This is a genomic window from Pseudobutyrivibrio sp. MD2005, assembly GCF_000621865.1.
GTDB lineage: Bacteria > Bacillota > Clostridia > Lachnospirales > Lachnospiraceae > Pseudobutyrivibrio.
On the sequence record NZ_KK211361.1, the window covers coordinates 60,124 to 80,625 of the forward strand.

The 20,502-nt window shown below is 40.1% G+C and carries 16 protein-coding genes, 2 tRNA genes and 1 rRNA gene; 3 read left to right on the forward strand and 16 right to left on the reverse strand.

The window, feature by feature from the left end; translation table 11 throughout:
- Positions 1–72 precede the first annotated feature (72 nt).
- The 3 genes from T498_RS0114240 to T498_RS0114250 are packed head-to-tail and all read right to left on the reverse strand — an operon-like array spanning position 73 to position 2,604.
- Positions 73–987, reverse strand: coding sequence for a cobalamin biosynthesis protein CobD/CbiB (locus T498_RS0114240; protein WP_028236500.1), 915 nt, complete (start codon positions 985–987; stop codon positions 73–75).
- A 17-nt stretch (positions 988–1,004) separates the two neighbouring features.
- Positions 1,005–1,841, reverse strand: coding sequence for a DNA-3-methyladenine glycosylase 2 (locus T498_RS0114245; RefSeq protein ID WP_028236501.1), 837 nt, complete (start codon positions 1,839–1,841; stop codon positions 1,005–1,007).
- A 1-nt stretch (position 1,842) separates the two neighbouring features.
- Positions 1,843–2,604, reverse strand: coding sequence for an MBL fold metallo-hydrolase (locus T498_RS0114250; RefSeq protein ID WP_028236502.1), 762 nt, complete (start codon positions 2,602–2,604; stop codon positions 1,843–1,845).
- A gap of 149 nt (positions 2,605–2,753) precedes the next feature.
- On the opposite strand from T498_RS0114250, the gene T498_RS0114255 reads away from it, so the two are divergent.
- Complete coding sequence (locus T498_RS0114255) at positions 2,754–4,031, forward strand: chloride channel protein (protein WP_028236503.1); 1,278 nt, start codon at positions 2,754–2,756, stop codon at positions 4,029–4,031.
- 481 nt (positions 4,032–4,512) lie between these two features.
- Here T498_RS0114255 and T498_RS0114260 read toward each other — a convergent pair whose 3' ends face one another.
- From T498_RS0114260 to T498_RS0114270, 3 genes are read right to left on the reverse strand one after another with little or no spacing between them, the layout of a single operon-like run.
- Positions 4,513–6,846, reverse strand: a complete 2,334-nt coding sequence (locus tag T498_RS0114260; RefSeq protein ID WP_028236504.1) for an alpha-galactosidase — start codon at positions 6,844–6,846, stop codon at positions 4,513–4,515.
- 20 nt (positions 6,847–6,866) lie between these two features.
- A complete protein-coding gene (locus T498_RS0114265; protein ID WP_028236505.1) occupies positions 6,867–9,323 on the reverse strand; it encodes a glycoside hydrolase family 2 protein in 2,457 nt (818 codons plus the stop codon).
- On the reverse strand, positions 9,324–9,884 hold the full coding sequence (locus T498_RS0114270) for a TetR/AcrR family transcriptional regulator (protein WP_036978695.1): 561 nt from the start codon (positions 9,882–9,884) through the stop codon (positions 9,324–9,326).
- 199 nt (positions 9,885–10,083) lie between these two features.
- Here T498_RS0114270 and T498_RS17145 point away from each other — a divergent pair, with 199 nt between their 5' ends.
- On the forward strand, positions 10,084–10,209 hold the full coding sequence (locus T498_RS17145) for a hypothetical protein (protein ID WP_256380499.1): 126 nt from the start codon (positions 10,084–10,086) through the stop codon (positions 10,207–10,209).
- A gap of 106 nt (positions 10,210–10,315) precedes the next feature.
- Here the strand turns inward: T498_RS17145 and gltA are convergent, their stop codons facing one another.
- The 5 genes from gltA to T498_RS0114300 form a co-directional block, all read right to left on the reverse strand.
- Positions 10,316–11,701 carry an NADPH-dependent glutamate synthase gene (gene gltA, locus T498_RS0114280; RefSeq protein ID WP_028236507.1) on the reverse strand — a complete coding sequence of 462 codons (1,386 nt, stop codon included), beginning with the start codon at positions 11,699–11,701 and terminating at the stop codon, positions 10,316–10,318.
- Positions 11,701–12,591, reverse strand: coding sequence for a sulfide/dihydroorotate dehydrogenase-like FAD/NAD-binding protein (locus T498_RS0114285; RefSeq protein ID WP_028236508.1), 891 nt, complete (start codon positions 12,589–12,591; stop codon positions 11,701–11,703). The genes gltA and T498_RS0114285 overlap by 1 nt, the downstream gene beginning before the upstream one ends.
- A 160-nt stretch (positions 12,592–12,751) precedes the next feature.
- Positions 12,752–13,708 carry a TIGR03943 family putative permease subunit gene (locus T498_RS0114290; protein ID WP_028236509.1) on the reverse strand — a complete coding sequence of 319 codons (957 nt, stop codon included), beginning with the start codon at positions 13,706–13,708 and terminating at the stop codon, positions 12,752–12,754.
- Between the two features lie 43 nt (positions 13,709–13,751).
- Positions 13,752–14,906, reverse strand: a complete 1,155-nt coding sequence (locus T498_RS0114295; protein ID WP_028236510.1) for a CobW family GTP-binding protein — start codon at positions 14,904–14,906, stop codon at positions 13,752–13,754.
- Between the two features lie 127 nt (positions 14,907–15,033).
- Positions 15,034–16,599 (reverse strand): ABC-F family ATP-binding cassette domain-containing protein, encoded by a 1,566-nt coding sequence (locus tag T498_RS0114300; protein ID WP_028236511.1) that lies wholly within the window; start codon positions 16,597–16,599, stop codon positions 15,034–15,036.
- Between the two features lie 197 nt (positions 16,600–16,796).
- Between T498_RS0114300 and T498_RS0114305 the strand changes: the two genes are divergently transcribed.
- A complete protein-coding gene (locus tag T498_RS0114305; protein ID WP_028236512.1) occupies positions 16,797–18,692 on the forward strand; it encodes an EAL domain-containing protein in 1,896 nt (631 codons plus the stop codon).
- Positions 18,693–18,715: 23 nt separating this feature from the next.
- On the opposite strand, the gene T498_RS0114310 is transcribed toward T498_RS0114305, so the two are convergent.
- The 5 genes from T498_RS0114310 to T498_RS0114330 form a co-directional block, all read right to left on the reverse strand.
- Entirely contained in the window at positions 18,716–19,168 is a 453-nt protein-coding gene (locus T498_RS0114310) for a low molecular weight protein-tyrosine-phosphatase (RefSeq protein WP_028236513.1), read from the reverse strand.
- A gap of 14 nt (positions 19,169–19,182) precedes the next feature.
- Complete coding sequence (locus tag T498_RS0114315) at positions 19,183–19,800, reverse strand: TetR/AcrR family transcriptional regulator (RefSeq protein ID WP_028236514.1); 618 nt, start codon at positions 19,798–19,800, stop codon at positions 19,183–19,185.
- 154 nt (positions 19,801–19,954) lie between these two features.
- A tRNA-Lys gene (locus tag T498_RS0114320) sits at positions 19,955–20,027 on the reverse strand.
- Between the two features lie 15 nt (positions 20,028–20,042).
- Positions 20,043–20,113, reverse strand: a tRNA-Gly gene (locus tag T498_RS0114325).
- A 96-nt stretch (positions 20,114–20,209) separates the two neighbouring features.
- Positions 20,210–20,502: ribosomal RNA gene (locus T498_RS0114330) — 23S ribosomal RNA — on the reverse strand; the annotation flags it as partial.

Below are 20,502 nucleotides of genomic sequence, written 5' to 3' on the forward strand. Positions count from 1 at the left end.
TTTAACCAATTAAACCTTATAACATACTTAAGCAAATTATAATCCAAAATATTTCCAAATTCTACCCGTAAATCAGAAAATTAATAATAAAATCACGATTATGAGCTGCATCAACAAAAAATCGTTGCGCATAAGCCCAATTGCCTTTCGTATATCACAAGCTTCTGGCTCTTTGTCCATATCTCCCACGGTTTTATCCTTAAGGGCGATACCTAATGCTCCTGCAAAAGCAGATATGGCTTTTACACCATCTCTCAAGTGTATGTATCTGGCATTTCTTCCATGAAAGCCACCAAATGTGTATCTGGCAGCAAACACTGTAAGTGCCCCGCTAAATCTTGCTGGCCAGTAGCTCACCGCCCAACTCAGCTTTGCACCGTAGTAACCAAAATGCATATATCGGCTGTTCTTATAGCCAACCACCTGATCTATTATATCTATTGACCGATATAAAAATCCGCCAACAGGACCAAACAAAAACATAATGACTAGAGGGGAAATCAGCCCATCGGAAGTCTCGTTAGCCAGATAAGTAATTGTCTCTGCTGTGACCTCTGACTCATCTTCTCCCTTTGACTCTCTCCCTGAAAACAACTCATAAGAGTGCTTCATTTCTCTTATTCCGCAGCCGTAATAATCGGCCATAACGCCCTTTGCTCCGTAGTACAGGTATTTTCCATCTATACATAGATATGTAGCAAAGGCTTCAAACAAAACTCCAAGCCATGGAGCTATGTCATAAAACAACAAATTAAAAAATGTGACTGTTGCAAATACCGGCACCAAAACAATTATGATAAGCCACATTCCTAGGCTTCTTTGTTTGGCAGGCTCTAGCAAAATGAGTTCATCCCCAAGCAAAGCCCTATCTAAGTGCTTTACCAGCTTCTTAATGGAATCAAAAGGATTCCATATGCTATATATCCTTCCAAAAATGAAGTCTAATATTGTTCCTATCAAAAGTGCCCACAAATGATACTTAAACATTATTCATCCCCGATTTATTACTTTTTCCTCTTGTGGTAAAACTGCAGCTGCTGAACATATCCCTGATATCCAGCATATTTTTCATTTACATAAGAAAGATATTCATCCTTGGTATATCCACTATAATCCTCGGATATTATCTTTTTCATCCATGTATCTATAGGATAACTTTCCATGAAATGAAAACCATAAAGCATAATGCAGTTAGCCACCTTAGGCCCGATGCCTTTGATTTTAAGAAGGCTTGCCATTGCCGATTCATAGCTCATTTCACTGATATTTTTGATATCAAGGCTACCCGCAAGCACCTGCTTTGAAATGCCGATGATGTAATCCGCCCTGTACCCAAGGGCTGTGCCATCCATAAGCTCCGCCTCTGGGACATAAGCTAATGTCTCAGCCTTTGGAAAATGTATTCCATCTGAATATCTATCACACAATACCTGGATAGATTTTTTAATCTTAGGAATATTGTTGTTTTGGGAAATAACATAAGAAATAAAAACTTCCCACAAATCCTGCCTTAGAATCCTCATTCCAAAGGAATCCTTTAGAGCATCCTTCAAAAACTTATCGTCAGATTTTCGTATCTTATCATTAAAAGCTACATAGTCTGTCGCAAAATCAAAATAACTTTGCCAGAAATCCCACTGATTTTCCTCGCAGGCAAAGTCCCATGTATCTCTTTCTTTATTTAAATAGAAATAAACATCGTTATCTCCAGAGCAGGCACTATAGGTATCAGGCATGCCATCTGCCCCCTTAGTCTCCCGCTTCATTCTGAACACCTGTCCAGAATTCATTATTACCTCTGGATTAAATTCCTCAGCTGTAAGCTTCTTGCTAAAAACCATTCTAATCCTCTAACTCAAAAATCATATTTTCCCTGTCTATATCGATTATCCTATCCTTTAATGTAGATATGTCAGGACGATTTTTGAATCTTTCAATCCATTTATAATCTCCCCACATATGCATTGGGAAAATGTATTCGCACTCAAAATTCTTAACGAAATAATCGAGTCCTAAAAAGTATCCATCCTCTCCCATTCTTGGGTCAAGGACAACAAATGCAATATCGATTCGTTTATTAAGAAGCTGTTTTAAAGCCCTTTTATACTCTCGGCCATAGACTTCGCCGTAAAGCTCGCCTCTGCCTTCCACATTCCACCAGCTCAAATCTCCAGCATGATAGATGCGCTTTCCTGCAACATTAACCACAAAAGCCACACCTGCATCTGTTGAGCGAAGCGTCACAATTTCCATGTCATCCACCTTATATTTAGATAGAGGCTTCACGAATTGGATCTTATCCTTTACAGATATATCAATTCCATTTCTAATGAGGAAATTCTTTCCAAGCCTGATATCCTTCGAAAGAATAAACTTTACATCATAGCCTTCCTCTGCAAACTTGAGATTCTGCACCCACCAGTGATCCTTATGACAATGACTTGCAAAAACGTATAGCTTTTTATCTTTTGAAAGTTCTGGCAGCCCGCCGGCATAATTAACCACATCCGCTACCACTTCTTTATTGAAATAATCAAATAATAAATATCTATCATCAAGTTCCACAACAAAACTGCTGTGCATCAAATAATATACCTTGTACATTAAATTCTCCCAAACATAATATCTAATAGATTTTATTTTACCATAAATTACAATAAAAAAAAGGATTTACACAGTCTTTGAGTATTGCAGCAAACATCTTACAATGCTAGCATATAATAGCAAAAATAAAAATTTTTAAGGATATAAATATGAACAATCAAGAATTTAAAGAAGAATTTATTCACAAGGTAGATCACAACAGCCACCGCGCCCTTTCTGTTATAGGATGGACCGCCGCTGCCATTTTTATTGGAATCGTGGTGGGGCTTTTCGCCACAGCCTTTGGACTATCCATGCGTTTTGTAGTAGAGACTCGAAGCAAAATCAAATGGCTGATTTTCTTATTACCAATAGGTGCCGTCCTAATCACTTTCATATACAAAAAAGTTCTCAAGGTAAAGGACAGCGGCACAAACATAGTCATCGCTGCAATCCAATCAGACGAACGCCTTCCATTCAGACTTGCTCCACTAATTTTTGTAGCAACACTCATCACACACTTTGTAGGTGGTTCTGCTGGTCGTGAGGGTGCTGCCCTTCAGATGGGCGGTGCCATAGGCAACGGAATCGGCCGAGCCCTCAAGCTCAATTCCACCAACAAAAAGACAATGATTATGTGCGGCATGAGTGCAGCCTTCTCTGCCCTTTTCGGCACACCGATGGCTGCCGCAATCTTTTCAATGGAAGTCATCTCCGTAGGAATCATGCACTACGCTGCACTTGTTCCTTGCGTTATCTCTTCACTGGTCGCACGCTTCATCGCTGCATACTTTGGACTAGGCTCTGAGATATACAAAATCCAGCTTATACCTACATTCACAGTTAAGTCTGCCATTATGATTTCCCTCTTCGCCATAGTTTGTGGTTTCGCATCAATACTATTCTGCACCATGCTCCACAAATACGAAGAGTTCCTTTCATCTAAAGTTCCTAACCCATACATTAAAGCAGTAATCGGCGGTACATCAGTCTTACTTCTTACTCTAATCGTAGGCAACCAAACCTACAACAGCACTGGCTCTGCAATCATCGCATCATGCTTTACCGGTGCCAGCATCAGCCTTTGCACATTCATCCTAAAAATGGTTTTCACCACTCTTACACTATCCTGTGGATACAAAGGTGGCGAAATCGTTCCAACTTTATTTATTGGTGCAACCCTAGGCGCTGCCGTAGGCCAGCTCATCGGAGTATCGCCTTCACTCTTGGCAGCCGTAGGCATGGGCGCCCTCTTCTGCGGCGTCACCAACTGCCCAATCTCCAGCCTACTTATTTGCTTTGAGCTCTTCGGATACGAGCCTATGCCTTACTTTCTCCTGGCTGTAGCCTTCAGCTACTGGGTATCAGGATACACTGGCCTCTACCGCGCTCAAAAAATCGTCTATAGCAAATACCGCAGCAACTACATCGACAAAAAAGTTGACTAGGCACCCGCAATCTCCACTATGACACCTATTTGCTATTCTGGGGCCTGGACCTCCTCCACTGTAGGAACCGGGGCATCGCCTGCGGCTAAAGATTATCTAGGTGCCAAGTGTCGCATTTTTTATTGCGCGTGTTCTTTTGATTCTTTGCAATTGTGCGGTACAGTTTGTTGTACACAGACACACAACAAAAATAGAAAAGGCCATCAATACAATCTTAGGACTAATTGCGTGATTTTGAAGTGAGCCTAGAAAAATAGAAGCAGGTTTTGAAATATATAGGTATGCGCTGCCATGGACGGCAGCGCAAGTGCGTAAGCGACAGGACGTCGCATGGAGCACGGTACCTAGATATTCAAAACCTGCTTCGTTATTTTTCTTGGTGAACGGAGTATGAACGCAATTAGCCTAAGCATTGTTTGATGGCCTTTTAGAAACTCTATAGTGTCTGTGTACAGCAAACTGTAGTGGCACAATTGCAAACCTAGCACTTTTCTACGAAGTAGAGGCGGCCTCCGAAGTCTGAGAGGTAGCGTGAGGCCAGGTTTTCGCCGCCTTCAAAGCTTTGGTTGAGCTTTACGCCATGGGAGTTTAGGGTGTCTCCGTAGGCTACGTAGTTTTCGGTGACCCCTGGTTTCTTTGTGTACTTTGCGTCTATTCCGCTTGCTATAGCGCCTTGCATGATAGGTATAGGTGCGATTGCACTTACAAGGCTTCCTATTCCTTTTGGTGTGCAATCTAATGTGTAGCCAAAGAAATTGTATTTAGCGTCTGCGTCAAGTCCGGTGAGTTCTAGATCAAGCTGCTGTTCGCCAGCTTTTATCTCCTGCTGCATCAACATTGCGATTGCAGTATTCTTGTCTTTATCCACAATGCTCCATTGATAGATATTGTCGGCTCTGTGTCGGTAGAAATCGCCAAACTGTAATGTCTTGCGATACTTTTTGTATAGGTCGATTTGAGCCTTTACTGCTGCAATATCCTCAGCTTTCATATCGTTTAAGTTGAGCTCGTATCCTAGTACTCCAAAGCTTGCGACCGAAAATCTAGACTCAATTGGTGTAGTGCGAAGAGTCTGGTGATTAGGGCAGGCAGATACGTGTGCAGTGTATGTGCTCTGAGGGTAGCCATATGAGTAGCCATCCTGTATTGCAAGCCTGCTGACAGCGTCTGTGTTGTCGCTGGCCCAAATCTGTGGATAGTAGCATAAAGCGCCTAGATCGAATCTGTTGCCGCCAGCGGCGCATCCCTCCACCAATATGTTTGGGAACTTTTCAGTAAGAGTCTTTAGCATCTTGTAAAAACCGAGTACATATCTGTGCCCTACCTCCTGCTGTTTGTCGGCAGGAAGATACTTAGAATAGTAATCAGAAAAGTTTCTGTTCATATCCCACTTAATATAAGATAAGCCTGGAGTCGCAAACACTTCAGTCATTACATCAATCATGTAGTCTACAACTGTAGGATTGCATAGATCAAGTATGCGCTGGAAACGTCCTTCCGAGTGGTTCATGCCAGGTATGTCCATAGCCCAATCAGGATGCCTGCGATATAGCTCACTGTCCACATTTATCATCTCTGGCTCCACCCAAAGTCCAAACATCATTCCTAAGTCAGTAATCTTCTTTGCAAGGCCAGCTAGACCGCCAGGAAGCTTCTTTTTGTTTACGATGTCCCAGTCACCTAAAGCCCGGTGATCATCGTTTCGCTCTCCAAACCATCCGTCATCCATTACGAAAAGCTCGATGCCGGCATTTTTGGCAGTCTTAGCAAGCTTCACAAGCGAGTTTTCTGTGAAGTCAAAATATGATGCCTCCCAGCTGTTGATAAGCACTGGGCGCTCCTTTTTCTTCCATGGTCCACGAGTGATGTGCTCTCTTACAAATTCGTGCATGTTAAGGGACATCTGTCTGAATCCTGCTGCAGAATATGTAAGCACAGCCTCTGGCGCCTCAAATACCTGCTCTGGCTCTAATGTCCAGGCAAAGTTTCTAGGATTGATTCCATATACCACTCTGGTCTTATTAAATGGCGATACTTCTGTAGCCGAATAATGGTTGCCAGAATATACCAAATTGAATCCCCATACGCTGCCAGTCTCTTCTGTGGAATCTGCGCTTGAAACCATAAATAATGGATTGCAACGGTTTGAGCTTGTTCCAGTAAATGAGCCATTGACAAACTTTCCTGCTGGAAGAATGACATCGCTCTTATTCATCTCTTTTGTCCATCCTCCGTGGAAGGATGTGATTTTCATTCCAGTAGCCTCAAAATCCACAAGCATAGAGAGCATTCTCGTAAGCTTAACAGGCTCCTTTGAAGTGTTTATAAACTTGGCTGAACGTGTAATAACATCGCAATCTTCAAACACCGAATAAGATAGAATCAGAGTAAAACCACGGTTTCTATCCTTGCATGTGATATTAAGTGTCTCCACTTTTCCAGTCTCATCATAAGAACTTGGCAATGTCTTAAAATCAGGCTTTCCCTGAATGATTTCATATGAATCATACACAAAATCCAGTGTTGTGCTGCCATCAGCGCACACCGCCTCTATCATAGGCTCTCTGAAATCACCCTTTCCGATAGTAGACACTTCTAAGCAAACATCCTCAAGTGACAAATTAGGATGTGCCTCATCGTATGCCACAGTATTTCCTGGCGCTGTGGCCTTGTCTATCATAAATGTTGATAATTCCTCTGTATGAAGCTTTCTTCCGTAATACATATGGATAAGCTGTCCCGTTTCTATCACTCTGAATCCATATGTAGTATTTTTAGTATTTAGTAAAAATATCCTTCCATCAGCTTTTATCATTGTTGCTAATTCCTCCAATCTTAAACCAGGCACTCAGCTGATAGCCCAATTTGAACATCCTCTAATCCATCGCAGTGAATAGTCAATTTTCCATCTCCATCTTCACCAATAGATTTGATGTATACGCCAGCTGCCCCACCTACAGGCGAAATAGATGTAGGTCCAATCACTTCAAATGGACCATCCACCTCAAAGCTAATAGGTCGATTAAAGAAATACAGCTGATTATTATTTTGATCTAGTATTTTAATTCTGATATTTGCCACATCATAAGTATGCCACTCTGTAAGTAATGTGTGGCTGGATTTAATTTCCATATGTGCTTCTGTAACAGCTGCCTTCGTAACAGTCTTTACAGTTTTGCCATCCTTTATGGCTTCAAATCTATACTCTCTGGATGCATTGCCCCAGTCACCTATGTATTTGCTATAGGTAGCTACAGCCTTACTTGGATTAAAACGATGAATTAGTACAAGCTTTAATGCAGTCCACAGCATCGAAGGGCTTATTTTAAATCCTTCGATTGTAAGCTGATTCAACGCCTGCTTAACAAGCTTTGCCTGCCCCTTTTTAAATTCTCCAGAGTTTTCCACTGCATCACCAATAAAATCATCAATCAAAATTGGTCCATGCTTCATGTTCTCAAACTCACTATCTGCAGGGGTGTATTCCTTGATAAGCTCATCATTTTTATACATCCTTACTAGATCAGCATTTGTAATGATATATGTCTTACCAAGATTGCTGGCTGGATGCTCGCCTATATCAAAGCTGCTTGTTACCTCCAGCACATTTTCACTGTCGGAAAAGGCCGAATACACCGATGCCGCAAGCTTTGGATTCCTAAACATATCCATAACGCCGTGATAGCACACTCTATCTCCAGAGCCAAAGTCCTTGTGAGTATTGTAATCAAACATGCACCATCCAAAAGCCCCTGCTATATCTGTCTCTTCTGCAACAGAATTAAGCACATTTGCATGTCTAATGGCGTGTTCCTGACGATGTTTTTCTGAATCATAAGGCTTTGTCGGATACATGTGGCCATTGTACTCGCTGATTAAATAAGGCTTTTCCACATCTGATGTAATATCGCTCTTCTTGCGACAGCCTTTATTCTTGCCGGAATGCACAAAATCATTGTATGTATATACATCCTCCAAAAGGGAGCTCTTTGCAATAACCCTCACTCCTCCTGTTGGACGAGTAGGATCATATTTATGAGCCACATCATTTGTTCGCTTATAAAGCTCATCATCATCCTGAGATTCATTTATACGAGTTCCCCATAAAATGATTGATGGATGATTTCTGTATTGGACAACCATATCCTTTGTATTCTCTACAGCAATATCCTTCCAATCGTTATCGCCAATGTGTTGCCAGCCTGGGATTTCCGTAAACACAAGAAGCCCTAGCTTATCGCACTCGTCAATGAAATACTGAGACTGAGGATAATGAGAGGTCCTGACAGCATTTACAGCCAACTCTTCCTTTAATATCTTTGCATCCAGCCTTTGCATAGACTCAGGCATAGCATATCCCACATAAGGGTAAGACTGATGTCTGTTCAAACCTCTGAGCTTCACCTTACGCCCATTCAAGTAATATCCATTCTTTCTGAATTCCGAGCTTCTAAAGCCGATATTAGCCTCAAACTCATCCACCACCTTGTCATCAATAACAAGCTGAGTCTTTACTGGATAAAGCACTGGATTTTCTATATCCCATAGCTTTACAGTAGCCGGTGCAGAGCTGATATTAAAAATGTATCCACCCTCAACATGCTCTAATCCCACTACTGGCTGAGAAATGATAAGATCTTCCCCTAGGTACTGCCTAATAAATGCATGGTCATCTACAGCCAAATCGTAAATACTATTAGTAATGTAGCATTCTGTCTTTAGAATGCCCTGTACCTTCATCATTTTGATTTGCTTTTTTGTGCGCTTACTTGTAGATACTCTTTCAAGCAATGAAGGCTGTAAAAACACATCAATAAAATGAGTCTTGTCCTTTATCTCAAAATAAACATCTCTATATATACCACCATATGTCATGTAGTCGATCACATATCCAAAAGGCGGCTGATTTAGCGTCTCCCTTGAATCCACTCTAACGGTGATAAGATTATCTTCTCCATATTTTAGATGCCTTGTGACATTAATAGTAAATGCTGTATAGCCACAGTCATGATGCTTTACATGCTTACCATTAATATAAACATCACAGGCGTGCCCTACGCCTTCAAATGTAAGGAACACATCCTTATTCTTCCATTGTATTGGAGCTGATATACTCTTCTGATATGCACTTACCATCTGATAAATGCTCTCGTCGAAGTATGACGCAGGAGTCTCCTTTACAGTATGCGGAATATTAATCAAAGTACTTTTCTTCATAGGCACTTCAATCATTTCCTCATCAAATTCTTCGTTAAATCTCCATTTTCTGTCTAGATATATTCTTTGTGCCATTTATTTGTCCTTTACAATAATGCCATCTAACATAAAATCCACTACTTCTGCCAATGCAGTAGGATAAGACTCTCCGCTCTTTGAAAGGAAATCCCCCATCAGAAGCTTATCCACGCAAGCTTCATACATCAACTTAAATATGTCAAAGTTAATCTCTCGGATTTGTCCATCAGCCATCCCCTTTTTAATCAGCTCGATTGTCTTCTCCCAGCCACTATCAAGTCGCTCAATCATTTTGTTATAAGCCATAGGATACTTTGCTGCCAGCTGATTCATAGCCGTGTAATCGAACCCATAGTGAGACTCCGGCAACACCGCTAATACTCCTCTTATTTTTTCCAATGTGGTCAAATTAGGATTATTGTAGATTTCATCCTCTGCCGATTTAATCATGTCGAATGCATAATCCATCATATTGCACATCAATTCATTCTTATCATCAAAAATCGTGTAGATTGTTTTCTTGCTCATTTTCATTTCTGAAGCAAGATCATCCATGGTAAATTTAGGGCCCTTCTCTCTAAAAACCTTTAATGCCCCTTCAAGTATTCTCTCGTTCATATTTACGCTCCTAAAAACTATTTTATATACCCAAAGTTTCCATATTTAAAATTTTAGCAGACCCTAAAAACTATCACAACCACAAATCGTTTATACATTTTTCACAATTTCTTAATATTGTTTTTGTTGACAAAGTACAAATTAGGAGTTATTATAATGCACGTAAAGAAGAAAAGAAGAGAAATAGGAGGAAATAAGAATGTTCGAAGAAGTATCATTCCAGATGTACAGTGTTTATTCAGATTATGAGAAGTATTGCAGAAAGCAGAAAAGAGAAGGCAAGGAGCCAGTTTCATTTTTCAAGTATGCTTTTGGTCAGTTCTAATTAAGAACTATTTAACCCGTCAAAACAGGGGCTCGCATTTCGCGGGTCCCTTATTTATTGTCTAAAATCTAAAAAAGCCCCAAGCTGTAAGCTCGGGGCATTAGTTTTACTTATTCTTGAAGTATTCGTCGATTGCAGCTGCTGCAGTCTTTCCTGCACCCATGGCAAGGATAACTGTTGCGGCACCTGTTACGGCATCTCCACCAGCGTAAACGCCAGTCTTTGTTGTTGCACCATCTTCTGTAGCAATGAGGCAGCCCTTCTTGTTTGTCTCAAGACCAGCTGTTGTGCTAGAGATAAGTGGGTTTGGAGATGTACCAAGTGACATAATAACTGTATCACACTCGATTTCATACTCACTACCTGGAATTTCTACTGGACGACGACGACCTGAAGCATCAGGCTCACCAAGTTCCATCTTAATTACCTTACATCCACGAACACTGCCTTCCTCGTTTACAAGGATTTCAACAGGATTCTGAAGAAGATCAAAGATAACGCCCTCTTCCTTAGCGTGATGAACTTCCTCTGCTCTTGCTGGAAGCTCTGCCTCAGAACGACGATATACTACGTGTACTTCTGCGCCAAGACGAAGAGCTGTACGAGCAGCATCCATTGCAACGTTACCACCACCAACAACTACTACTTTCTTGCCGCGAGCGATTGGTGTATCATAACCTTCCTTGAAAGCTTTCATAAGGTTGTTACGTGTAAGGTATTCGTTTGCAGAGAATACTCCGTTAGCCTGCTCTCCAGGAATATGCATAAACATTGGAAGACCTGCACCAGATCCGATAAATACAGCCTCAAAGCCTTCCTGCTCAATAAGCTCATCAATTGTGATTGAACGACCGATGATAACGTTCTTCTCGAATTTAACGCCAAGAGCCTTTACGTTTTCTACTTCAGCCTTTACAACCTTATCCTTTGGAAGACGGAACTCAGGAATACCATAAACAAGTACACCACCCATCTCATGAAGAGCCTCGAATACTGTTACATCATATCCAGCCTTAGCAAGATCACCAGCTGCTGTAAGACCTGAAGGGCCTGAACCAATAACAGCTACCTTGTGTCCGTTTGGAGTTGATGTGTTCTTTGGCTTGATTCCGTTTTCTCTAGCCCAGTCAGCTACAAAACGCTCAAGCTTTCCGATAGCTACTGCTTCGCCCTTGATGCCACGGATACACTTACCTTCGCACTGTGATTCCTGTGGGCAAACACGACCGCATACTGCTGGAAGAGCTGATGACTCAGAAATGATTTCGTAAGCTCTCTCAAAGTTGCGCTCCTTAACCTGCTCGATAAATGCAGGAATATTGATAGAAACTGGGCATCCGCCTACACACATAGGCTTCTTGCAGTTAAGACAACGACTAGCCTCTGCTACTGCCTCTTCTTCTGTATATCCAAGACAAACCTCTTCGAAATTTGTAGCACGAACCTTTGGGTCCTGCTCTGAAATAGGTACTCTAACCATCATATCTGCCATTATTCGTCACCTCCGCAATTTCCGCATCCGCCGTGGTGTGTATCACCTTCCTGCTGCTTAAGAAGGGCTCTACCTTCTTCTGTCTTGTACTGCTTAGCACGTGCCATAGCCTGATCAAAATCAACAAGATGTCCATCGAACTCTGGACCATCTACACATGCAAACTTAACTTCATCGCCAACTACAAGACGGCAAGCGCCACACATACCTGTACCATCAACCATGATTGGGTTCATTGATACAACTGTAGGAATGCCAAGCTCCTTTGTAAGGAGGCAAACAAACTTCATCATAATCATAGGACCGATTGCTACACAGTGGTCAAATCTCTTTCCTTCATCCCAAAGAGCCTGAAGCTGCTGGCAACCATTTCCGTGGAAGCCGTAGCTGCCATCATCTGTTGCAAGATAAAGCTCTGTAGCAACCTCTCTCATTTCGTCCTCATAGAAAAGGATATCCTTTGTACGTGCACCAATAATAACTGTTGTCTTTACTCCGTGCTCCTTGAGCCACTTAACCTGTGGATATACTGGAGCTGTACCAACACCACCTGCGATGAAAACGATATTCTTCTGCTTTGTCTCCTCAAGATTCTCTTCAACGCAAAGCTCAGATGGCTGTCCTAAAGGTCCTACAAAATCTGCAAATGCATCACCCTCACCAAGTAATGCCATACGCTCTGTAGAAGCACCAACAGTCTGGAATACTATTGTAACTGTGCCTTCGTTTCTATCGTAATCGCAAATAGTAAGAGGAATACGCTCTCCTTCCTCATCGATTTTTACAATAATAAACTGTCCTGGTAGACAACCTGCTGCCACGCGAGGTGCCTTAACAACCATAAGGAAAATCTTATCTGAAAGCTTTTCCTTTTTTAAGATTGAATACATAAAATAGACTCCTTCCCTTTTTCGCATTTCTAATAATGTATAACATTTCTTTAGCTTTGTAAAGTGCTAAAGTAAATAACAATTAAAAATTTATAATCATTTAATTGATATGGAAATAGCCCCTAGCCAGATTAATCTCCTACTAGAGGCTAACTATCAACTAACTAAAATAAACCAATTCATCTTCTGGCTTTTCTGCTGGCTCTACAGAGATTGGATAAAGTACCGGGCCCTTACCCTTATACTCTTTTGCAAACTCATTCTTTATCTGAGCTGTAATATTAATCCATGAACGGTGTTCTAGTGAAGAAGCCTTATCCCACTTACACTTCATTCCAAGGAACTGAATATCCTCTACGCAACAAGTCATAGCGAATCTTCCTGGAATGAAAACATCGCGTCTAAGCTTTCCATCGTTTGGATTATATACAAGGCCTGTAAAGTGAACCTTCTTGCCATCGTACTTCTTAGGTGTCTCCATGCAATCCATAAACCAAAGTGCATAATCTGCATCTGTGATTTCAATAACATCTGCATCAAGATCAAATGGTAGCTCCTCTGGAGAATCGTCGATAGAACCGTCTGCTCTTTCATATACGATTTGAGCTGGTCTATTCATAGACTTAATCTGTCCACGGAACTTTGTCTTAGGTGTAGCATCTGTACATCTGTTGAAAATAACAACCTCTGCCTTAAATAACTGCTCCATCATCATGGTACGCATGTTATTAAGGTAGTTTTCAAATGTTGTTGCATCAACTGTAGCTAAGCTCTGAGCTGGAACCCATCCTTCTGGAAGTGGCTCATCATAAATATGATCAACACCCCAAGTACCATTGTACTCAAGGAAGATAACATCTGGCTCAAATTCCTTCTGGATTTTAGTAAGATTCTCAAGATTGAAATCTTCTTCGTTCTCAATCATTGTAACCTTAGCATTAACTGTCTTAAGCTTTTCGATGTCGTACTCTACATCGCCATCCTCACACGCAATAATGAGGATTTTGTCCTCTCCGCCCTGAGCGAAGTCGTTCTCAAATAATGTCTCCTGAATTAATGTGGTCTTACCACTATCCATAAATCCAGTGAAGACATATACTGGTATATCTTTTGCCATAAATAACCTCAAATCTAAATAAATTTAAATTGAAGAAATGATTTTATAAACCGAATAATTCCTCAATCTTGTGCTCATCAATATCTGCACCAATTACAACAAGACGTCCTGTGTAATCTGGCTCACCAGATCTAAGCTCATACTCGCCGTCTACGAAATCAAAGTAAATCCATCCACCGTTGACATCCTCAACCATACCCTTTGAACGGATAACTGTTCCGTAATCTGTAGTCTTAGCAAAAGCCTTCATAGCCTTTTCAATTGTAGCCTTCTCGAACTTATGAGGTGTCTCCTTACCCCATGTAGTAAACACATCATCTGCGTGATGGTGATGATGATGTTCATGATCATGATCGTGGCATCCACATGTACAGTGCTCACCGTGCTCATGATCGTGGTCATGATCATGATGATGGTGCTCGTGCTCCTCGTGGTCGTGATCGTGATGATGCTCGTGCTCATGCTCTTCATGGTCATGGTCGTGATGATGCTCGTGCTCATGCTCTTCATGGTCATGGTCATGATGATGCTCGTGCTCATGCTCTTCCTCTTCATGCTCATGAGCTTCCTCTGCAAGATGCTTCATCTCCGCAGCAAGATTATCCTGTCCCTCCATAACTGAAAGAAGCTTCTCACCTGTGATTTCTTCCCATGGAGTTGTGATAATAGCAGCCTTTGGATTAAGCTTCTGAATCTGCTTAACACAGAACTCAAGCTGATCCTCTGTAGCTGTCTGTGAACGTGAAAGAACAACTGTTGTAGCGAACTCAATCTGGTTGTTGAAGAACTCACCAAAAGCCTTCATCTGCTTTGAAGCCTTAAGTGCATTAACAACTGTTACAAGACCACAAAGCTTTACATCAGCTGATTCTTCAAGCTTGATAACAGATGTCATAACATCTGAAAGCTTACCAACACCTGATGGCTCGATAAGGATTCTGTCTGGGCTGAATTTCTCGAGAACTTCGTGAAGGTTCTTATCGAAATCGCCTACAAGTGAACAGCAAATACATCCAGAATTCATTTCTGAAATAGTGATACCAGCATCCTTAAGGAAGCCTCCATCGATACCAACCTCACCAAACTCGTTTTCTATAAGAACTACCTTTTCACCCTTGTATGCTTCTTCAAGCATCTTCTTAATGTAAGTAGTCTTACCAGCGCCTAAGAAACCTGAAATTATATCAATCTTTGTCATAATTAAAACCTTCCTTCCAAAGAATAATTTATTATTCAAACAACAAACCATTTTAGCACAGAATAATAAAAAGTTCTATATTAATAGTGTGTAAATTGCACGCAATTTAATTTCCAATTTTTAGCTATTATAGTATCTTTGTAGTCCACTGACTAACATCCCAAACATCCGTTGCAAGCCCCTCATAAAACTCTGGCTCGTGGCAGACCATAAGGATAGAACCATTGTATTCTTTTAGTGCCCTCTTCAACTCGTCTTTTGCATCCACATCCAAATGGTTTGTAGGCTCATCTAGCAACAGCAGATTTGTCTCTCTATTAAGCAGCTTACACAAACGCACCTTAGCCTGCTCTCCACCGGAAAGTACTCGACACAAGCTTTCGATATGCTTTGTTGTAAGGCCACATTTTGCAAGGGCAGCTCTTACTTCGCTTTGATTGTAAGATGGAAATTCATTCCATATTTCTTCTATACAAGTTGTGGAAATATGCTGATCCATCTCCTGCTCAAAGTATCCAATCTCAAGAAATTCTCCCTGATATACTGTTCCAGAAAGAGGTGGAATCAAGCCCAAAATACTCTTTAAAAGTGTAGTCTTACCAATTCCATTAGCTCCAGTTAAAACAACCTTCTGCTTTCTCTGCATCTCTAAATTGAGAGGCTTCGATAAAGGCTCATTTTTGTTATAGCCGATTACAAGGTCCTTAGTAGAAAAAATAACTCTACTTGGTGTTCTCGCTTCTTTAAAATAAAACTCTGGCTTTGGCTTTTCCGCAGCAAGCTCAATCATGTCCATCTTATCTAGCTTCTTCTGACGAGACATAGCCATGTTTCTGGTAGCCACATTAGCTTTATTTCTGGCTACAAAATCCTTAAGCTCTGCAATCTCCTTTTGCTGCTTATTGTAAGCGGCCTCAAGCTGCGCCTGCTTCATAGCATACACTTCCTGGAATTTATCGTAATCACCAACATATCGCTCCAGCTTCTTATTATCCATATGATAAATCAGATTGATAACTGAATTTAAAAATGGAACATCATGTGAAATCAAAATAAAGGCATTCTCGTAATCATTAAGATATCTCTTAAGCCATTCAATATGCTCCACATCCAGATAGTTGGTAGGCTCATCTAAAAGCAGAATATCTGGCTTTTCAAGCAGTAACTTTGCCATGAGCACTTTTGTACGCTGGCCACCTGAAAGCTCAGTAACATCTCTGTCTAATCCAAGATCAAGTACACCAAGGGCTCTTGCAACCTCCTCCACCTTAGAATCAATCATATAAAAATCATGCATGGTAAGAAGATCCGCAATTGTACCAGCCTCATCCATACGTTTAGCCATTTCTGAGTCGTCAGTAATCTCTCCAAGGCTTGCATAGATATCGTTCATCTCATTTTCCATCTCATATAGAAAATCAAATGCTGATCTAAGCACATCGCCTATAGTCATTCCTTTTTCAAGGACAGTATGCTGATCAAGATAACCTACTCTAACCTTTTTTGACCACTCAATCTTGCCCTCGTCCGGCTGTAGCTTACCTGTAATTATATTCATAAATGTAGACTTACCTTCGCCATTTGCTCCAACAAGTCCAATATGCTCTCCCTTAAGGAGTCTAAAGGAAACATCCTCAAAAATAGCTCTGTCACCAAAACCATGTGACAAATGCTCTACATTCAAAATACTCATAAAACACCTATTTCCATTTATTTATCTATTGCAACTTGCTTATTCTAACAAATAAACACATTCCAATACAATAAATATTTTGCAAGTATAATATGAACTTTTAATAAACGCAATAAAATCACAATTTGTTCATTGGTATAATTGATTCTACTCAATTACAATTAAGAGTGTAGGTATGTATAAATAGGAGAGACATTATGTGGGATTTCAGTTTTGCTATACCAAGCCTTTTAATACTAGGAATACTTCTCTTCAATTACTTTATGCTTCAAAGGCTTCCAATAAAAATAAATAAGTCCTTTGTAATTCTACTTTTCACCGAAACTGTGGTTATAACTTCTGATATTGTCGGTAGCTGGGCATGCGAAGAATATGCAAGCTTGCCTCGATTTGTTGTCTTTAGCACTAATATGGTGTTTTTTATAGCATTTGCTTTTCGAGGCTTTATATTTTTCAGATTTACCTGCGAAACTCTAGGACTTGACCCATCCGAAAACAAATTTAGAACATTTCTATGTCAATTACCTCTTATTTTCTGTGAAGTAATAGTACTCTCCACTCCATGGACTAATGCTATTTTTTATGTGGGCACAACTGGTTACAAACGAGGCTATCTATACCATTCAATAACATATACTTTTATATTTTATGTCGGACTTGGTTTGTTTGCTGTTTTAAATTACAAACAGAATCTAAAAAGATTGCGCCAAAAGTATGGTGTTATCATATATCATTTGATGCTTGTTTTAGGCCTTATATTTAGACAGCTTATGCCTCAATTCCTTCTCATGGATACATTTTGTATTATGGGAATCCTCACCATTAATCTGTGCTTTATGAATCCTGATTTCTATATAGAAAGACGCACAAGATTATTTAACACTGCTGGCCTTCAGGAATTTCTTGACGAGAAATCAACGCAAAAATACACACAGATTTTCGGATTTGTTATCAATCATTATTTAGAAGATGTAGAAATATATAGTACAAAACAAATGGATGCCGGTATTAATTTAATAGGCGCATACCTTAGAAGATCTTTTCCACATTTGCTCCATTTCTACTATCGTTCCGGCCGTTTCATACTTATTGCAAAAGACAACGTAGATGTAGATGATGTTATTGCTACTATTGAAGGTAGATTTAAAAAGCCTTGGATTTCAAACAATGTTGAGCTTTATTTGGATGTGAGCTTTGCTAAAATCCTATGCGATTGGAATAGATATGATACCGAAAGTGTCATCAGTGTTCTTGCAAATGCCCTTGTTATTGCCAATAGCAGCACCAATGAGCTTATAAACATAGATGACGACATGTTCCAGGCTACCCATGAAACTACTAAAATCAAAGCAGTCCTCGAGAACGCTATAAAAACTAATTCGGTAGAAGTATTTCTTCAGCCTATAGTCGATGCCCAAACACTTAAGCTTGTAGGCGCTGAAAGTCTTGCCCGCATCCGCGACGAAAAAGGCAACATCATTCCTCCAGGCAAATTTATATCGCTTGCAGAGAAAAACGGTAGAATCAATCAGCTCGGAGAACAAGTCTTTGAAAAGACCTGTAGATTCGTAAAATCTAATGATTTAAAATCTATTGGTATGAAATGGGTAAATGTGAATATTTCTACTGCTCAGTTCATGAAAAAAGATTTAGCCAAAAGTTTTGAGATTTTACTTAACAAATATAATGTAAGTCCAGATTCTATCCATCTTGAAATTACAGAAGTAGCCATTATCGACGAATCTTTAATGAAAGATCAAATAAACGAGATTCAAAAAAGAGGCTTTGCATTCTCCTTAGACGATTACGGTACTGGATACTCAAATGTAAGCAGGTTAAAGCACTATCCGTTTACCAACGTTAAGTTAGATATGAGTCTTGTTTGGGATCACTGCAAAAAGCCGGATATTATACTTCCAATGCTAGTTAAAACGCTAAAAGGAAGCGGATATACGATAACAGCCGAAGGAATAGAAACAATTGAGATGGCAAAAGCCATGGCGGAAATCGGTTGTGATTACCTGCAAGGCTGGTACTTCTCTCCTCCAATTCCTATGAATGATTTCATAAATAAATATAAAAGTAGCTCTTAGCAAAACTGCTAAGAGCTTTCTTTTTAATATCCCAGATGTGCCAATAATCCTTCACATCCCCTTAAGACATCATGGTAGCATACATCAAACTTACGAGTGTACCAAGGGTCATCTATATCACGAGGCCTGTCTGTAAAATCTAAAAGCCTATAGATTTTATTATCCCTATCCTCACCAAATTCATATCTTAGATCTCGCATATTTTCAGCATCCATGCCAATTATATAATCGAAATCACGGTACTCGTCTTTCTTAATGTGGCGAGCTGCATATCCGCTACAATCAATTCCTTTGTTATTTAAAACCTGTCTGACTGGCGGATAAACAGGATTACCTATCTCCTCATACGTCATGGCAGCACAATCAATAAAAAACTGACTGCTTACTCCCATCTTATCAACCATATCTTGCATTACATATTTTGCCATTGGCGATCTGCAGATGCTGCCGTGGCAAACGAATAATATGTTTATCATTGTAATAATCCCCTTTAAATCCCTAATACTGTAACTAAAAACTGATATGTCAAATCATAAATAGACATGTCTTCATGCGGCAATTCCACTTCATCCATAGCTATAATCTGCTTTTCTGTAGGATATGCATATGGATAAATGCCGTACATGTACGGAAAGAAACTATATCGAATATGATTGCGTTTTTCTTTATTTTCAATGCAGGTAGAAAGACATTCATCAAATAGATTAATACTATCTTTGAAAACTAACTTAAATTCCTTCAGCAATTCCAACCTGCTATTGTCTTCTATCTCATAAAGATTCTGGGCAGATATTTTTAAAAGAACCTTTCTCTCATCCAAGCTTGATGCAATGGACTTAGCCAATGAATCTTTATCCGACAACTTATTTTCTGAAAGAAGTTGCCTCATAGAATCATTCCATTTTGCATATTCTCTGGTAAGAATACCCAGGAATATTTCTTCCTTTGTACGAAAATAATTATATATTGATGGTCTGGAAAAACTTGTTTCCGTACTAATATCCTTAATAGTAATGCCATGAAATCCTTTAATATCATAAAGCTTTTCACACGCATCCATTATTTCTTCTCTACGTCTATCAATTGTCTCTTTAAGCTCTACAGCCATGATTATTACCTCTATTATTGTTTTACACTATCCAATTGACACTTAGTCAATGCTATAACTATATCATCACATTGACACATTGTCAACACGATTTGGTTTTATTCTCTCTTTATATGCAAAAAACGCCGAATCAAATGATTCAGCGTCACTATCGTGCGCGATCAGGGGTTCGAACCCTGGACACCCTGATTAAGAGTCAGGTGCTCTGCCAGCTGAGCTAATCGCGCATATTAAATTCTAAGAGCGGGTGATGGGAATCGAACCCACGTATTCAGCTTGGAAGGCTGATGTTCTACCATTGAACCACACCCGCATAAAACACAATACTAATGGTTGCATTTAATTATAGCAACCTCAAAACTTCACACAGTAAATTTCAGAATTACATCCTGACTACATATTTCCTTTTTAGAATAAACCTTCGATCTATTAGTATTCATCAGCTGAATGTGTTACCACACTTACACCTTGAACCTATCTACCTTATCGTCTATAAGGGATCTTATTTCCTTAAAGGAAGGGGATATCTCATCTTGAGGGGGGCTTCACGCTTAGATGCCTTCAGCGTTTATCCCGTCCAGACTTGGCTACTCAGCTATGCCGTTGGTCGACAGCTGATACACCAGTGGTCCGTCCACCCCGGTCCTCTCGTACTAGGGGCAGCTCCTCTCAAATATCCTACGCCCGCGCCGGATAGGGACC

What these genes read in the sequence shown, in the direction of transcription:
- T498_RS0114240 (WP_028236500.1), bottom strand. Translation starts at nt 987, where the DNA reads ATGTTTAAGTATCATTTGTGGGCACTTTTGATAGGAACAATATTAGAC.
- T498_RS0114245 (WP_028236501.1), bottom strand. Translation starts at nt 1,841, where the DNA reads ATGGTTTTTAGCAAGAAGCTTACAGCTGAGGAATTTAATCCAGAGGTA.
- T498_RS0114250 (WP_028236502.1), bottom strand. Translation starts at nt 2,604, where the DNA reads ATGTACAAGGTATATTATTTGATGCACAGCAGTTTTGTTGTGGAACTT.
- T498_RS0114255 (WP_028236503.1), top strand. Translation starts at nt 2,754, where the DNA reads ATGAACAATCAAGAATTTAAAGAAGAATTTATTCACAAGGTAGATCAC.
- T498_RS0114260 (WP_028236504.1), bottom strand. Translation starts at nt 6,846, where the DNA reads ATGATAAAAGCTGATGGAAGGATATTTTTACTAAATACTAAAAATACT.
- T498_RS0114265 (WP_028236505.1), bottom strand. Translation starts at nt 9,323, where the DNA reads ATGGCACAAAGAATATATCTAGACAGAAAATGGAGATTTAACGAAGAA.
- T498_RS0114270 (WP_036978695.1), bottom strand. Translation starts at nt 9,884, where the DNA reads ATGAACGAGAGAATACTTGAAGGGGCATTAAAGGTTTTTAGAGAGAAG.
- T498_RS17145 (WP_256380499.1), top strand. Translation starts at nt 10,084, where the DNA reads ATGTTCGAAGAAGTATCATTCCAGATGTACAGTGTTTATTCAGATTAT.
- gltA (WP_028236507.1), bottom strand. Translation starts at nt 11,701, where the DNA reads ATGGCAGATATGATGGTTAGAGTACCTATTTCAGAGCAGGACCCAAAG.
- T498_RS0114285 (WP_028236508.1), bottom strand. Translation starts at nt 12,591, where the DNA reads ATGTATTCAATCTTAAAAAAGGAAAAGCTTTCAGATAAGATTTTCCTT.
- T498_RS0114290 (WP_028236509.1), bottom strand. Translation starts at nt 13,708, where the DNA reads ATGGCAAAAGATATACCAGTATATGTCTTCACTGGATTTATGGATAGT.
- T498_RS0114295 (WP_028236510.1), bottom strand. Translation starts at nt 14,906, where the DNA reads ATGACAAAGATTGATATAATTTCAGGTTTCTTAGGCGCTGGTAAGACT.
- T498_RS0114300 (WP_028236511.1), bottom strand. Translation starts at nt 16,599, where the DNA reads ATGAGTATTTTGAATGTAGAGCATTTGTCACATGGTTTTGGTGACAGA.
- T498_RS0114305 (WP_028236512.1), top strand. Translation starts at nt 16,797, where the DNA reads ATGTGGGATTTCAGTTTTGCTATACCAAGCCTTTTAATACTAGGAATA.
- T498_RS0114310 (WP_028236513.1), bottom strand. Translation starts at nt 19,168, where the DNA reads ATGATAAACATATTATTCGTTTGCCACGGCAGCATCTGCAGATCGCCA.
- T498_RS0114315 (WP_028236514.1), bottom strand. Translation starts at nt 19,800, where the DNA reads ATGGCTGTAGAGCTTAAAGAGACAATTGATAGACGTAGAGAAGAAATA.